The 13328-nt window shown below is 60.1% G+C and carries 12 protein-coding genes; 6 read left to right on the top strand and 6 right to left on the bottom strand.

The window, feature by feature from the left end; translation table 11 throughout:
- The first annotated feature begins 202 nt into the window (after positions 1-202).
- Genes AC3WQN_RS22265 through AC3WQN_RS22255 form a run of 3 tightly spaced genes read left to right on the top strand, consistent with a single transcriptional unit; the run spans position 203 to position 3765 of the window.
- Positions 203-862, top strand: coding sequence for a paraquat-inducible protein A (locus AC3WQN_RS22265; RefSeq protein ID WP_103401365.1), 660 nt, complete (start codon positions 203-205; stop codon positions 860-862).
- Entirely contained in the window at positions 849-1472 is a 624-nt protein-coding gene (locus AC3WQN_RS22260; protein ID WP_103401364.1) for a paraquat-inducible protein A, read from the top strand. The genes AC3WQN_RS22265 and AC3WQN_RS22260 overlap by 14 nt, the downstream gene beginning before the upstream one ends.
- Positions 1465-3765 carry a PqiB family protein gene (locus AC3WQN_RS22255; RefSeq protein ID WP_103401363.1) on the top strand — a complete coding sequence of 767 codons (2301 nt, stop codon included), beginning with the start codon at positions 1465-1467 and terminating at the stop codon, positions 3763-3765. The genes AC3WQN_RS22260 and AC3WQN_RS22255 overlap by 8 nt, the downstream gene beginning before the upstream one ends.
- 115 nt (positions 3766-3880) lie before the next feature.
- Here AC3WQN_RS22255 and mksF read toward each other — a convergent pair whose 3' ends face one another.
- From mksF to mksB, 3 genes are read right to left on the bottom strand one after another with little or no spacing between them, the layout of a single operon-like run.
- On the bottom strand, positions 3881-6721 hold the full coding sequence (gene mksF / locus AC3WQN_RS22250) for an Mks condensin complex protein MksF (RefSeq protein WP_103401362.1): 2841 nt from the start codon (positions 6719-6721) through the stop codon (positions 3881-3883).
- The gene (gene mksE, locus AC3WQN_RS22245) at positions 6718-7422 is read right to left on the bottom strand and encodes an Mks condensin complex protein MksE (RefSeq protein ID WP_103401361.1); all 705 of its coding nucleotides are present in this window, start codon (positions 7420-7422) and stop codon (positions 6718-6720) included. The genes mksF and mksE overlap by 4 nt, the downstream gene beginning before the upstream one ends.
- Positions 7412-8689 (bottom strand): Mks condensin complex protein MksB, encoded by a 1278-nt coding sequence (mksB, locus tag AC3WQN_RS22240; protein ID WP_178081927.1) that lies wholly within the window; start codon positions 8687-8689, stop codon positions 7412-7414. Before mksB ends, mksE begins: the two co-directional genes overlap by 11 nt.
- Before the next feature lie 216 nt (positions 8690-8905).
- Here mksB and AC3WQN_RS22235 point away from each other — a divergent pair, with 216 nt between their 5' ends.
- Complete coding sequence (locus AC3WQN_RS22235) at positions 8906-9652, top strand: flagellar biosynthesis protein FlhF (RefSeq protein ID WP_103401359.1); 747 nt, start codon at positions 8906-8908, stop codon at positions 9650-9652.
- Positions 9645-10097, top strand: a complete 453-nt coding sequence (gene rimI / locus AC3WQN_RS22230) for a ribosomal protein S18-alanine N-acetyltransferase (protein ID WP_103401358.1) — start codon at positions 9645-9647, stop codon at positions 10095-10097. The genes AC3WQN_RS22235 and rimI overlap by 8 nt, the downstream gene beginning before the upstream one ends.
- Before the next feature lie 24 nt (positions 10098-10121).
- On the opposite strand, the gene AC3WQN_RS22225 is transcribed toward rimI, so the two are convergent.
- Positions 10122-10511, bottom strand: coding sequence for a serine kinase/phosphatase (locus AC3WQN_RS22225; protein WP_103401357.1), 390 nt, complete (start codon positions 10509-10511; stop codon positions 10122-10124).
- A gap of 156 nt (positions 10512-10667) precedes the next feature.
- Here AC3WQN_RS22225 and can point away from each other — a divergent pair, with 156 nt between their 5' ends.
- Positions 10668-11312: a carbonate dehydratase gene (gene can, locus AC3WQN_RS22220; RefSeq protein ID WP_095079662.1), complete on the top strand. Its 645-nt coding sequence runs from the start codon at positions 10668-10670 to the stop codon at positions 11310-11312.
- A 17-nt stretch (positions 11313-11329) separates the two neighbouring features.
- Here the strand turns inward: can and AC3WQN_RS22215 are convergent, their stop codons facing one another.
- On the bottom strand, positions 11330-11848 hold the full coding sequence (locus AC3WQN_RS22215; RefSeq protein ID WP_103401356.1) for an SET domain-containing protein: 519 nt from the start codon (positions 11846-11848) through the stop codon (positions 11330-11332).
- Positions 11849-12031: 183 nt separating this feature from the next.
- Positions 12032-13204 (bottom strand): hypothetical protein, encoded by a 1173-nt coding sequence (locus AC3WQN_RS22210; RefSeq protein WP_103401355.1) that lies wholly within the window; start codon positions 13202-13204, stop codon positions 12032-12034.
- Between the last annotated feature and the right edge of the window lie 124 nt (positions 13205-13328).

Here is a 13328-nt window from a genome sequence, read left to right as displayed (position 1 = left end):
ATCGCCGATGGTAGTGTGGGGTTTCCCCATGTGAGAGTAGGTCATCGTCAAGATTAAATTCCGAAACCCCTATCTGCGTATGCAGGTGGGGGTTTTGTTTTGTCCGCAGAAATGTACATTTCAGGATTGATATAAAATTGCGCAGTTATTTCTGAGCCAGAACACTAGAATAGAACCCTTATTTTTAGAAACAGAGTCCTTTATGCCAGATCCGGTTGACGCCTCCGGGCTGTCAGATTTACCGCTGGAGAACTTGGTAGCGTGCCATGAGTGCGACTTGCTGATGCGCAAGCCGCCACTCGCCCATGACGAGAAAGCCCTCTGCCCGCGCTGCGGTTATGAACTCTATGCACATCGGCACAATGTCGTGGAGCGTAGCCTCGCCCTGGTGATCGCGGCGTTGCTGTTGTTCGTTCCGGCGAACTTTTTACCCATCATGGAACTCCATTTGCTCGGGCAGTCGTCGCACGACACGGTCTGGAGTGGTGTCCTTGGTTTGTTCGACACGGGCATGCAAAGTGTGGCGGTGGTGGTGTTCCTGTGCAGCATGGGAATCCCGCTGCTCAAGCTGCTCTGTCAGTTGTTCGTGTTGCTGAGCATTCGCTTTGATATCGGACGCAGCTACGGCCTGTTGCTCTTTCGCATTTATCACCATTTGCGTGATTGGGGGATGCTTGAGGTCTATTTGATGGGCGTGCTGGTGGCCATCGTCAAACTGGCCGATCTGGCTTCGATCACGATAGGGATTGGCCTGGCATGCTTTATCGGTTTGTTGTTGACCCAAGTCTGGCTAGAGGTGGTGATGTCGCCTCATCAGATTTGGGAAGCGCTGTCAGGGGAGGACGCTCATGCGGGCGATTGATGCGGGCATTCTAATTTGTGCTGAGTGCCATCAGTTGAACAAGCAGGAACCGGACACCGACGAGCAGACATGCACGCGTTGCGGTGCATTGGTGCATGCGCGTAGGCCTGACAGTCTAGTGCGTACCTGGGCATTGTTGATCACGGCCGCCATTCTCTATATCCCCGCCAATGTGTTGCCGATCATGACGGTGAGCGCATTAGGGCAGGGTGAGGGAGACACGATCATGTCCGGGGTGATCGCTCTGGTTAAGCATGGAATGTTTCCCATCGCTGCCGTGGTGTTTATCGCCAGTATCCTGGTACCCACCTTCAAGCTGGTCGGTATCGCCTTGCTGTTGTTTTCGGTGCAGCGCCGCCAGCCTTTATCCGCCCGGCAACGCATTGTGATGTATCGCTTTATCGAGTTCATTGGCCGATGGTCAATGCTGGATATTTTCGTCATCGCCATTCTGGTGGCGGTAGTCAGCTTCGGCCGACTCGCCACTATCGAGGCAAATTTCGGTGCGGTGGCCTTCGCCAGTGTGGTGATTCTCACAATGCTTGCTGCAGTAACTTTTGATCCCCGACTGATTTGGGATAACACGGAGTCGGACGACGACCATGACTGATTTGCCTAAAGCTAAAACCCGACCGGCTTCCAACTGGTCGGCCATCTGGGTGTTGCCTCTGATCGCCTTGGTGATTGGCGGATGGTTGGGCTGGCGTGCCTACAACGAAACCGGAATAGAGGTACAGGTCCGTTTTGAAAGCGGTGAAGGCATTCAGGCCAACAAGACCGAGGTCGTTTACAAGGGCATGTCGGTCGGCAAGGTCAAAAGCCTCACGCTCGATGATGCTGGCAAAAGCCGCGGAGTGATTGCCACCATCGAGATGAACAAGGATGTGGGGCAGTACCTCAAGACCAGCACGCGCTTCTGGCTGGTCAAGCCGAGCGTGACTATGGCCGGGATCACCGGCCTGGAAACCCTGGTATCGGGTAACTACGTCGCCATCAGTCCGGGGGAGGGCGAGTCCGCCCGCAGGTTCAAGGCCCTGGCGGAGGAACCACCGCTTTCCGATTCCAAGCCGGGTTTGCACCTGACTATCAAGGCCGATCGCCTGGGCTCTCTGAATCGCGGCAGCCCGGTGTTCTACAAGCAGATCCAGGTCGGTCAGGTGAAGAGCTACCTGTTGTCCGAAGATCAGAACACCGTCGAGATCAAAGTGTACATCGAGCCGACTTACGCCAGCCTGGTGCGCAAACATACGCGTTTCTGGAATGCCAGCGGGGTCAGTATCGATGCCAACCTGTCGGGTGTGAAAATTCGCAGTGAGTCGCTGGCCAGCCTCGTTGCCGGCGGTATCGCCTTCGCAACACCGGAAAACCGCAAAGACAGCCCGCCTACGGACCCGAGTCTGCCGTTCCGTCTCTTTGAAGACTTCGATGCCGCTCAGGCCGGTATTCGCGTGAAAGTGAAACTGGGCGATTTCGAGGGCCTGCAAGCCGGCCGTACACCGGTCATGTACAAAGGGATTCAGGTCGGTAACCTCAAGGCGCTCAAAGTCGATTCCGACCTGTCCAGCGCCACTGCCGAATTGACCCTTGACCCGTTGGCCGAGGATTACCTGGTCGAAGGCACTCAGTTCTGGGTGGTCAAGCCGTCGATTTCGCTGGCCGGTATCACCGGGCTGGAGGCCTTGGTCAAGGGCAACTACATCGCCGTGCGGCCTGGCGACAAGGGCAGTGCCCCCAAGCGCGATTTTGAAGCTCGGGCAAAGGCGCCGCCGTTGGACTTGCGCGCACCGGGCTTGCACTTGGTGCTGTTCACTGAAAACCTGGGTTCGCTGGAGGTCGGCAGTCCGATTCTCTACAAGCAGGTCAAGGTTGGTTCGGTACAGAGCTATCAGTTCTCGCGGACCAAGAAACAGCTGCTCGTCGGCGTACATATCGAAAAAGAGTACGAAGGACTGGTCAACGCCTCGACACGATTCTGGAATGCCAGCGGCATCACCCTGACCGGTGGCATCAACGGGATTCAAGTCAAAAGCGAGTCTCTGCAAAGCCTGATGGCGGGTGGTATTGCTTTCGATACACCGGAAGCCAAGGCTCCCCTGCAAAAGCGTATCCCGCGTTTCCGTCTGTTCGCCAACCATGAAGAGGCGACTCAGAAAGGTGCCGTGGTCACGATCAAGCTCGATCGTGCAGACGGTCTGCGTACCGGTACGCCGATTCGCTATAAAGGGCTGGATGTTGGCAAGGTCGAAGATGTCGATCTCAGCGATGACCTACAGTCCGTGCTGCTCACCGCACGCATTACCGTGGTGCCGGAACGCATTGCCCGGGTTGGCAGCCAGTTCTGGGTGGTCAAGCCGGAGCTTGGGCTGATCAAGACATCCAACCTGGAAACCCTGGTGACCGGGCAATACATCGAGGTTCAACCCGCCGCGAAGAACCTCGGCCCGCAAGAGAACTTCGTCGCGCTGCCCCAGCCGCCTGAAGCCGTGGCCCAGGAAGCGGGCTTGAGCCTGGTGTTGAGCGCTGCTCGCCGGGGTTCGCTGAAAGCCGGCGTGCCAGTGACTTACCGGGAAATCACCGTTGGCAAGGTGACCGGCTACGAGTTGGGTCAAACCGCGGATCGGGTGCTGATTCATATCCTGATCGAGCCCAAGTACGCGCCCCTGGTTCGCAGCGGCACGCGCTTCTGGAACAGCAGTGGTTTTGGCCTGGACTACAGCCTGTTCAAGGGGGCGACGGTACGCACCGAATCGCTGGAAACCCTGATTCAGGGCGGTATTGCCTTCGCCACACCGGATGGGGAACGCATGGGCAACCCTGCGCGAGCACAGCAGACCTTCCCGTTGTTCGACAAGTTCGAAGACGAGTGGCTGGTCTGGGCGCCGAAGATTGCTCTGGGCAAATAGTCTGGAGGCCGCTGGGCGTCGGTGAGGTCGCCTTCATGGGAACTTGAGCGATGCCCACAAAAAAGGCCGCGATCCATTGGATCGCGGCCTTTTCATTGGCGCCGATTAAAGCAAATCAGACCGCATCCAGCTCGGGCTCGTCCGCTTTGACCTTGACGGCGACTTTCACCTCGTCATGGCGGCGAATGAACTTCCAGTCTGCCTCATCGATGTAGATGCCGTTCGGCCCACTGCCGCCTTCCAGGTCGATGGCCACACTGGCGCAGACCTGTGGCTTCACACTGGCCAGAATCGGCACGAAGCCCAGTTGCAGGCTGGTTTCCAGCAGCGCCGCCTGGTTCTTCTCGTCAATGTCGGCGGCCTCGTCGAGGTAGTACGGCAAGCGCACCCGCCCGGCCAGGTCACGGTCCATCAAGTGCAGCAACAAGTACATGTTGGTCAGCGCCTTGATGGTCATGGTGGTGCCGTTGGAGGCCGCGCCATCGATGTCGGTGTGGATCACGGGCTGGCCGTTGACCTTGGTGATCTCGAACGCGAGCTCGAACAGGTCCTTGAGGCCGAGCTGGTTGTGGTTCGCCGCCACCAGGCGCGCCAGGTACTCCTTGGCTTCTTCGTTCTTGTTGTCCTGCTCGGCGCTTTGACTCAGGTCGAACACCGACAGGGTTTCGCCTTCTTCATATTGACCGGCGCTGTGGATGATCTGGTCGATATGCTTGAGGGCTTCCTTGTTCGGTGCCAGCACGATGCGGAAGCTTTGCAGGTTGGAGACCTGACGCTTGTTGATCTCGCGGTTGAACAGGGCCAGCTGGTGTTCAAGGCTGTCGTAGTCGCTGCGGATGTTGCGCAGGGTGCGCGCAATGTCGGTGACCGCCGCGCGCCGCGCCTTGCCCAGGGTCAGGGCTTCGTCGGTACGGTGCGCATAAGCATTGATCAGCAATTGCAGGCGACGCTCCATGTCGTCTTCGCTGTCGAACTTGGCCACGCCCTTGAGGCGCACCTGGGCGTACAGCGCATCGATCTGGCCGTCAGCCCGCTGCAAACCCTGCCAGCTGTCCTGATAGTCATTGAGTAGCGGCAACAGGTTATCCATGGAGTCGTCGACCGGATCCATGAACGGCGTGCCGAACGGCAGGTCGGCTGGCAGCAACTGGCGGCGGCGCAGGGCGTCGTCGAGAGTGCGCTGCTTGGCTTCCATGTCGCCGATCTGCCGGCCGACCAGTTGCAGCTTGGCCGACAGTTGCTGGACGCGTTCGGTGAAGGCGTCGCTGGAGCGCTTGAGTTCGTCCTGCGCGGCTTCCATCTGCGCCAACTGTTCCAGCTTGTCACCTTCTTCGGCACTCAGGGTTTGCGTGCGACGGAAGTCCTCCAGGGCTTTCTGCGCGTCCAGTACCTGCTGGTACAGCGCTTCGGTCTGGGTCTTGCTCGCGGCGCGGTCGGCCGCAACCGCTTGCTGGGTCTTCAGCTGCTTGAGTTCTTTGTCCAGGCGCTCTTTCTGATCGCGCAGCGCGGCGCGGTCAGCCAGTGCTTGCAACGCTGGCGGCTCAATGTGCGACAGGTCGATGGACAGGCCCGGGACTTCGAAGCGTTCGCCTTTGAAGCCATCCAGGATCAGCTCCATGGATTTGACCCACTGACCGTCTTCGTCCAGCGCGATGCCATGTTCGCCCAGCGGCAAGCTGAACAATGCACTGTTGAACAGGCGCATCAAGCGTTCGACGTCCTGTTGCGAGAACTCTTCACGCAGGCGGGCGTAGCTGTTGTTGTCGGCGTGGTCGAGTTGCTGCTTGACCGACTTCAGGCGCTTTTCCAGATCCCGCAGTCGCTCATCCAGGTCTTCGGCACTGAACTGACGCGATTGCGCCAGCGCACCGGCCAGTTCGTCGTGGGCGTCCTTGGCGGCCAACAATTGCTGTTCAAGCAGTTTCACGTCATCCACCAACGCGAAGCGATGCTTGAGGACCGACAACTCGCCGAGCCAGCGCTGGATGCCAGTGATCTCACGCTCCAGGCGCATCAGCTCCTGAGTGCCGCCACGCTGATCGTTCTGCAGCGCGTCCTGCTCATTGCGATAGTGCTCGGCCTGGATCGTCAGCTCTTCCTTGCGTGCGCTGGCATAGTCCGACCAAGTGCCGAGCAGGGAGTCCAGCAGTGGCGAGATGCGGTGCAATTTGCCGCGCAGGATGTTGCGCTGGGTAACGCCTGACGCGAGCGCTTCGACCAAGGGGCCGGCGGTGACCAGCGAGTTGTAGTCCTGCTCCATGCGACGTACATCGCGGAAGGCTTCTTCGCACGCGGCAATGTAATCGACACTGCCGGACCGCAGGCTGTGCTCGAAGGCATCGAGGAACAGTTGCTTGAGCTTGGCTGCGGTGATTTCGCGCATGTGCAGCAGGTTGATGAACAGCGCACGGAAGGTCTTGAGGCTCTGTTCGCTGGTGGAGCGCAGCGGGATCAGCGTCAGGTCCAGTGGAATCGAGGTGTGGCCGCCCACCAGCAGGCGACGCAGTTCGTCCGGCTTGAGCTCGTAGGCTTTGAGTCCCTCGCGTTCAAGGTTGGTGAACAGCTCTTTCTGGCGCAGGCAGGTGTCGTTCTTCTGGTAGTGGGCCAGGTCCAGTTTGCCGGCGTAGGCAAAGAACTGGTGACCGAAACCACCGCCCGGGCCGCGCCCGACCACGCCGATCACATGGGGGCCGTGAGGCAGCGAGACTTCCACCAGGATGTAGCTGGTGTCGGAGGCAAAGTAGAAGCGCCGCGATTGCTCCAGGCTGTACTTGCCGAAACTCATGTCCGACATGCGCGCCAGAATCGGAAACTGCAAGGCGTTGATCGAGGCGGACTTGCCGAGGTTGTTCGCGCCGTAGACCGACAGTGGCTCTTCCAGCGGGAACAGGCCGAGGCTATAGCCGGCGGTGTTCAGAAGGGCAAAGCGGCGAATGCCGTAACGTTCCTTGCTCATGCGTCGATTTCCTGTTCTTCGGCAATGGCGCGGGCGAGGGCGTCTTCTTCGCTTTCCTCACCTTCGAATTCGCTCAGGTCCAGCGGATCATCGGTTTGCAGCAGTTTTTCATCACTGTCGTCGTCGATCAGCACCGGAGCCGGCAATGGCAGCACGCTGTGCAGGCTGGCCGCCAGGTCGCGGTCCTGCTGGACCGACAGGCAAACGTCGAGGAAACGGTGCATGGGCGGCAGAAAACGGTAGACGCCGTTCTCTTCGTTGGCAAAGCCCAGCTGGGTCATGCGGCGCATGATTTTTTCTTCCAGCTCTTCCTGGGTTTGCACTTCGGCCTGGATGAACAGGTCACGGTACTTTTCCAGCAACGACGGCAGCTCGTCGCGACCGAGGCTGCCGCCATCAAGGACGGCAATCGGGTCGCGCCCCTGGTCGGCCAGGTGCTCGACCAGGATGAAGGTGAACAACGCCAGGCGCTGGGCGGTCTTGTTCACCGCCGCGGCGGCGAGATCCGGCACAAAGTAGTAGAAACCACGGGTGTCGCACACCAGCTCAAAGCCCAGGGCCTTGAACAAGGTGCGGTATTGGTCCTGAAAGTTCGACAGCTGGGCATACAGCTCGGGATCACGACGGCTGACGTGGTAACCCTTGAACAGTTCGCGAAAGATCGGGGCCAGCTGAGACAGTTCACAAAGATCAAGATGCATGGGGAGTGCTCGCGGAATTCTCGGTGGCGTCTGTGCCGGCCGAGAGCAGGGCGAAGGAGCGCAGGCTGACCTGGTGCTCGTGAGTATGGTAGTCGCGACGTTCCAGGCGTTCGCGCTGGAAGCGCTTGTCCCGTGACAGGCGGGAGAACCAGTACAGCAACTCGTCGGTTGCGCCGTCCGGTTCCTGCTCCAGCAGCCAGGTCATCAGGTCCGGCATCGGCAGCGCGCCTTCGCAGCGTTCGAGCATTTCCCGAACGGTACGCGGGGCACGCGGGGCTTCGCCTTTCTGTGTCTTGTGGGCCTTGGGGAAGAGCGCCGGTTTCGGCTCGAAACGTGCCAGGGCGTACACGTAGGCTTCGACCTGGCTGGCACTGCCCAGGAAGGTGCTTTGCGGCCGGGTGAACATCGGCATGGCGGCTTGCGGTACGGCGTCGATGCCCTTGCGGCGGATCATCGACAAGGCCAGCGCCGCGCCACGGGTCACGGCATTGTGCCGGCGGGCCTCTTCACGCAACGGCAGCAGCAGCTCGCGAGCGTGACGCAAGGTCAGTTGGGCGCTGGTCTGCATTTCCAGAATCCGCGCATGGGTACGCAGCAGCATGTCATCGTCGACCAGATGACCGAGGCGTTGCTGCTCGGTGAGCATGCGCAACAGCACGTTTTCGACCTTGCGCACCCCCTGCTCGAAGGCGCCGTCGGCGTTCACCAGTTGGATCATCGGCTCGACGTATTCGTCCCAGGTCGCCAGTACCTCGGCATAGCGCTGGCGCAGCGGGATCTGCCGGTCGCTGGTCTTGGCCCGCTCGGCGACGGCCACCAGGGCCTGTTCATCGTTGGCGAGCTTTTTCAGCACGTCACGCACGCGCATGTCGAGCAAACGCAACTGGCGCGCCAGGTCGTTGCCGTCACGGACGTCGAAGGCGTCTTGAATGTAGCCGGCCAGCCGCTCCAAGTGCCGCAGGTAGGCTTCGATTTCCAGGCACAGGCCCAAGCGGTGCTCACGGCGCAGGTAGGCGAGGAAGTCGTGGATCTGCGCGTTCAGTTCAAAACGGTTCGGGCTTTTGGCCACCGGAACCAGAATATCGAGGCGGATCCACACGTCCAGCAGGCTGGTAATGTCCTGTGGCGTGCTGTCCAGTTGCTGGGCGGCCAGCTGTAAGCGCAGTTCGTTGAGGCTCAGTGTGCCTTGGTCGAAATGCTCGCACAGCGGCTCCAGAAGTGCCCAGTGTTCGGCGAGGGCGCGCAAGACGCGCTTGGGTTCGATCATTGGATTGGCCGGCTGGTTGGCGATTAAAAGCAGCGATTGTACTGCATCGCGTGCGATGGGCATCACCCTCGCGGGATTGACGGGACGGACAGTCGTTTTTCTATTGATCAACAGCGGGCGATCTTCAGCGAAGGGCGGTAGAATCCCGTACCTCAGTTATCCACAAGTGGCCGACCTTTGCTTATCGAGTCCCGCCGTCGCGCTTATCTGACTGCCATGCAGGTGGTCAGCTGGCTGCCGCGCACCGAATTGCCCTTTGCTGCCCCGTCGCGGCCCGAGCTGCTGCAAGCGCTGGAACCTTTGGTCGAAGCGCCGGTTGCACAGGCTCCGGTGGCGAATACCGTTGTGCAACCGCTGGCCAGGCCGGCTGAGCGGGTCAAGATCGAGGTGCCGCGCCCGACACCTACGGTGGCACGCCCGGCAAGCAAACCGGTCGAGGAGGCTGACGCCGCACCAGTGGCGACCAAGGCCCCGCAGGTCCCGCCGCCGCGTTTTGCCCTGCAATTGCTGCGTGCCGGCCGCTGCCTGCTGCTGGTGGAGTTACCCACAGGCGAAGCGTTCCAGAGCCGGGATCCGGCCTACTTGCTGCTCAAGGACATGCTGCGCGCCGCCGGACTGCCGGACAGCCCGCAAATTGTCGGTGAGCCGGTGCGCTGGCCGCTGCTGGCCCGCGGCACCCTGGATCAGGGACCGGAAGCGGCCCGCGACTTTGTTCAGGGCTTCTTGTCGGCTCGTCTGGAAGACGCTCCCTGCGTGTGCCTGTGGCTGATCGGTCTGCCGGCGGTGCGTTTTGCCGGTGAGGCCAATGCCGAAAGCTACAACCGTGAACTTCAGGTCGAAGGCCTGGGGTCGGTCTGGGCGCTGCCTGGCCTGGAGTTATTAATGGAAGAGCCACAGCGTAAGGCTGAAGTCTGGCAAGCCATGCGTCGGCTGATGGCGCGTTGGAAAGAATCAAATGAGTGACGCTGTATCGTTCCGCCCGATGACCGAAGCGGATCTGGACGCTGTACTGAGGATCGAATATGCGGCGTTCAGTCATCCCTGGACCCGTGGGATCTTTCTCGATGGCCTGGGCAAGTACCAGATCTGGCTGATGTTCGAGGGGCAGCAACAGGTGGGTCACGGGGTGGTGCAAATCATCCTGGATGAGGCGCACCTGCTCAATATCACGGTCAAGCCTGAAAATCAGGGGCGCGGCCTGGGCCTGATGCTGCTGGAACACCTGATGTCGCGTGCCTACGCCGCGCAGGCCAGGGAGTGTTTCCTGGAAGTGCGCGACAGCAACCGCGCCGCCTTCCGCCTGTACGAGCGTTACGGTTTCAACGAAGTCGGCCGCCGTCGTGATTACTATCCGGCGGTAGGCGGGCGTGAAGATGCTGTCGTCATGGCCTGTACGTTGGTGGATTAAGGCGAACCCGGCGAGGGCACAGGATCAGCGCTTGCGGTCGAGCGGGTCGCGCTGCGCCAGTTCGGCTTCATCCAGGCCTTTGCCACCCCCGATGTCGGCTTCATTGACAATACTCAGGTCCCAGTCGGGGCTGAAGCTTTCATCGGCTTCCTGTGCGTCGCGGGCACCGTCTTCGCGAATCAGGGTTTCCGGGCTCAGGTCATCGTCGGTGGCGTCATGCTCCTCATCGGTCGTCCCTGTCGATGCTTCACCGGCGGGTCGCCGTTGGCGCTCGGGTGGCGAATCGGTATCACCGATTTTTGCCCTGGATGGCTGTTCATTGAAGTCCAGTTCGCGCATCGAACCCATGCGATCCTCGTTGTCGTCGATGGGTTCCGGCTGCACCGAATTGAACGGACGTCGTGATTCGGTCATGGCAACGCCTCATACTGCGTATCTACTTATAGTGTGGACAGGTACGGAGGGGGAAGATTCCCGCACAGCCTGTACCTGAGGTTATCTGCATCACCTGCGTGACCCCGGCGGACGCTTGTCTGTCAAATCAGCGCACCATTCTTGAGGCTTCAGAGCATGAACGAATTACAAGATCTGATTGATAACAACGAGCGCTGGGCCGATGCGATCAAGCAGGAAGATCCTGACTTTTTCGCCAAGCTGGCCCGACAGCAGACGCCTGAATACCTGTGGATCGGCTGCTCCGATGCACGGGTGCCGGCCAACGAAATCGTCGGCATGTTGCCGGGTGACCTCTTCGTCCACCGTAACGTTGCCAATGTGGTGCTGCACACCGACCTCAACTGCTTGTCGGTGATCCAGTACGCAGTCGATGTGCTCAAGGTCAAACACATCCTGGTGACCGGCCACTACGGCTGCGGCGGTGTGCGCGCCTCGATGCAGGACCGTCAGTTGGGCCTGATCGACGGCTGGCTGCGCTCGATCCGTGACCTGTACTACGAGCATCGCGAAGCCCTTGGCCAGTTGCCGACCGAAGAAGAGCGGGTCGACCGTCTCTGCGAGCTCAATGTCATCCAGCAAGTGGCCAACGTCGGTCATACCAGTATTATCCAGAATGCCTGGCATCGCGGGCAGAGCCTGTCGATTCATGGCTGCATCTACGGCATCAAGGACGGTCGCTGGAAAAGCCTGAACGCGACCATCAGCGGTTTCGAGCAATTGCCGCCGCAGTACCGCCTGCGCCCGGTTGGCGCCGTGTAAAAGACCCCGGCTCCCTGCTATTGGGGGCCGTGCCGGTGCCAGTGCTGCAGAAACAGCCGGCCTTCGGCGTTTGGCGGTTCATCGTAGCCGGTGATCCAGCCTCGGCACTCCGGCGAGCCACACCGACAGGCGAACTGGCGCAGCAGTTTGTCTTCGGTGCTGGTGTAGTCCATGCACAGCCAGATGCCGGGCTTGATGTCGTGCAACGCCCATAACCACAGTTCACTCATGTCGAGAAAGACATTGGGGTCGCATGAGTGTGGCAACCGCCCGCAGAAGTACCGGTCGTAGACATGAATGCCTGGAACCAGCTGAACGGTATGCAATTGCCGGGTATGTGTCAGTTGGCCGGAGATGCGGCACATTCGCGTGATGCGCTGGTAATGGCGCTGGGCCCTGATGCCCGAAGGGGGAGGATCATTGCTGCCGACGACTTCGAAGTCGGCCAGGGATGGATAGCCCTGATTCGTACTGAGCGTTTCATAGGGGTAAATACAGGTACTCGGGTGTGACAGAGCCGTGGCCTGGGTTTTCATGACATATCCTTGTCTGTTCAGCGCTGCGACTACCGTCGACGGGCCATCCTGTCAGCCCAGCAGCCCTAGGGTACAAACCAAGCGTCGCGCAAATGAAACCGCAGGTCTACTGTCAGTATTGACAGGGGAGAGTGCCTGCTTGCTGCGTCAGTGAAGGCTTACGCAGCAAGCCGGCAAGCCGGTTTAAAGGTGCGGGGCTGCCTGCGCAAGCGCAGGCAACGGCGCCCGGAGCTGCTCGAGTTGGGGTTTGATGTCCGGGGCCGAGCATTTGGCCGCAGCCTGCTCAGGTGTCAGCTGGCGGATTGAGGTATAGAACAGCTCGCAGGTCTTCACTTTCTGGGTCACCTGCCAGTTTTGTGTACAGGAATTGAGCTGCACGCTCGGGTCGCTGGACGGTTTGCTGCCCATGCCGGCCTGCCAGCAAGCGGCGCTCAAATCCTGGCCCATCACCTTCAAGCCCGCTGCATCGGCCTTGGCCTGATCACCGTCATAGTTCTCGGGGTCGGCGGCGTACCAGATGTAGCTGGGATGGTTGGAGCCCAGCACCGGCACCGTCACGCTTGGGGTCGGGTTGATGTGTGCCAGGCCCAGCACGGTCACGGTCGGCCCATACTGTTCCTTGATCCAGTTACGCACCGGTGCGCCGAACGCGACCATCGGCAAGGTCACGCCGCTGGCGGTCTGGCTGAATTGCCTGACCATGGTGGTCTGGTAGTCCTTGAAGTAACCGTAGACGCCTTCAAGGTCTTTGCCGGCATTGGAAGGGGCTGCAATCGGCGCGATGTCGATGATGGTCTGGTAGGCCGGCGTTTGTTCGGCGGCGATGCCATTGACGGTCAACAGCGTTGCCCAGCGGTCGGTGGTCTTCGATTCCAGGTAGTCCTGGGCCTGAGTCAGCGAATAGTCCGGCGGGAAGTGCAGCAACTCGACGCTCTTGCGGTTTTCCAGCGCCATGCCCAAGGGCAGGAAAAGGTACCAGCTGTACGCCCACTTGCCGTCGGCATTGAGTTTGTTGGCGCCATTGTGGGCCAGGTCCCCGGCATCGAGTAAGGCCCTCAGCGGTTTTGCGTAGTCCTTTGGTACGCCGCTGATATCAGCGACCAATTGCTGTTTGTCTTTTCTTACCCGGACTTTTGCGGTGTGGTAGCCATCGCGCTGAACGCTTTGGGTCAGGTAGTGCTGGACCGTTTGCTCCAGCGTCCAGTTGCGATAGCAAATCACATTGCAGTTGTTGGGGTAGGCGAACAACCGCGTGACCCGCTCGGTACTGCCCAGTTTCAGCTGGGTATCGGCGAGGGCGGAGGTACTCAAGGCAAGGGCGGCGAAGGTGAGGCTCAATCCTGGGAGTTTGAACATGCTCAGATCCTTTTCAGCGTGGGCCCCGGAAACGGGGGGTAAGACATACTGAAACGATTGATGACGAAAGGTCCAGTATCAGTCTGAAACGCTGCACGTGTTACGTGTGCCACCCTTGCAGGGC

It is taken from the genome of Pseudomonas sp. FW300-N1A1, assembly GCF_058789115.1.
Note: the sequence above shows the minus strand (reverse complement) of the source record. Positions and strands in the feature narration are given on the sequence as shown.

What these genes read in the sequence shown, in the direction of transcription:
- mksF (WP_103401362.1), bottom strand. Translation starts at nt 6,721, where the DNA reads ATGAGCAAGGAACGTTACGGCATTCGCCGCTTTGCCCTTCTGAACACC.
- AC3WQN_RS22255 (WP_103401363.1), top strand. Translation starts at nt 1,465, where the DNA reads ATGACTGATTTGCCTAAAGCTAAAACCCGACCGGCTTCCAACTGGTCG.
- AC3WQN_RS22235 (WP_103401359.1), top strand. Translation starts at nt 8,906, where the DNA reads ATGCAGGTGGTCAGCTGGCTGCCGCGCACCGAATTGCCCTTTGCTGCC.
- AC3WQN_RS22225 (WP_103401357.1), bottom strand. Translation starts at nt 10,511, where the DNA reads ATGACCGAATCACGACGTCCGTTCAATTCGGTGCAGCCGGAACCCATC.
- AC3WQN_RS22265 (WP_103401365.1), top strand. Translation starts at nt 203, where the DNA reads ATGCCAGATCCGGTTGACGCCTCCGGGCTGTCAGATTTACCGCTGGAG.
- AC3WQN_RS22260 (WP_103401364.1), top strand. Translation starts at nt 849, where the DNA reads ATGCGGGCGATTGATGCGGGCATTCTAATTTGTGCTGAGTGCCATCAG.
- mksE (WP_103401361.1), bottom strand. Translation starts at nt 7,422, where the DNA reads ATGCATCTTGATCTTTGTGAACTGTCTCAGCTGGCCCCGATCTTTCGC.
- AC3WQN_RS22210 (WP_103401355.1), bottom strand. Translation starts at nt 13,204, where the DNA reads ATGTTCAAACTCCCAGGATTGAGCCTCACCTTCGCCGCCCTTGCCTTG.
- can (WP_095079662.1), top strand. Translation starts at nt 10,668, where the DNA reads ATGAACGAATTACAAGATCTGATTGATAACAACGAGCGCTGGGCCGAT.
- AC3WQN_RS22215 (WP_103401356.1), bottom strand. Translation starts at nt 11,848, where the DNA reads ATGAAAACCCAGGCCACGGCTCTGTCACACCCGAGTACCTGTATTTAC.
- mksB (WP_178081927.1), bottom strand. Translation starts at nt 8,689, where the DNA reads ATGATCGAACCCAAGCGCGTCTTGCGCGCCCTCGCCGAACACTGGGCA.
- rimI (WP_103401358.1), top strand. Translation starts at nt 9,645, where the DNA reads ATGAGTGACGCTGTATCGTTCCGCCCGATGACCGAAGCGGATCTGGAC.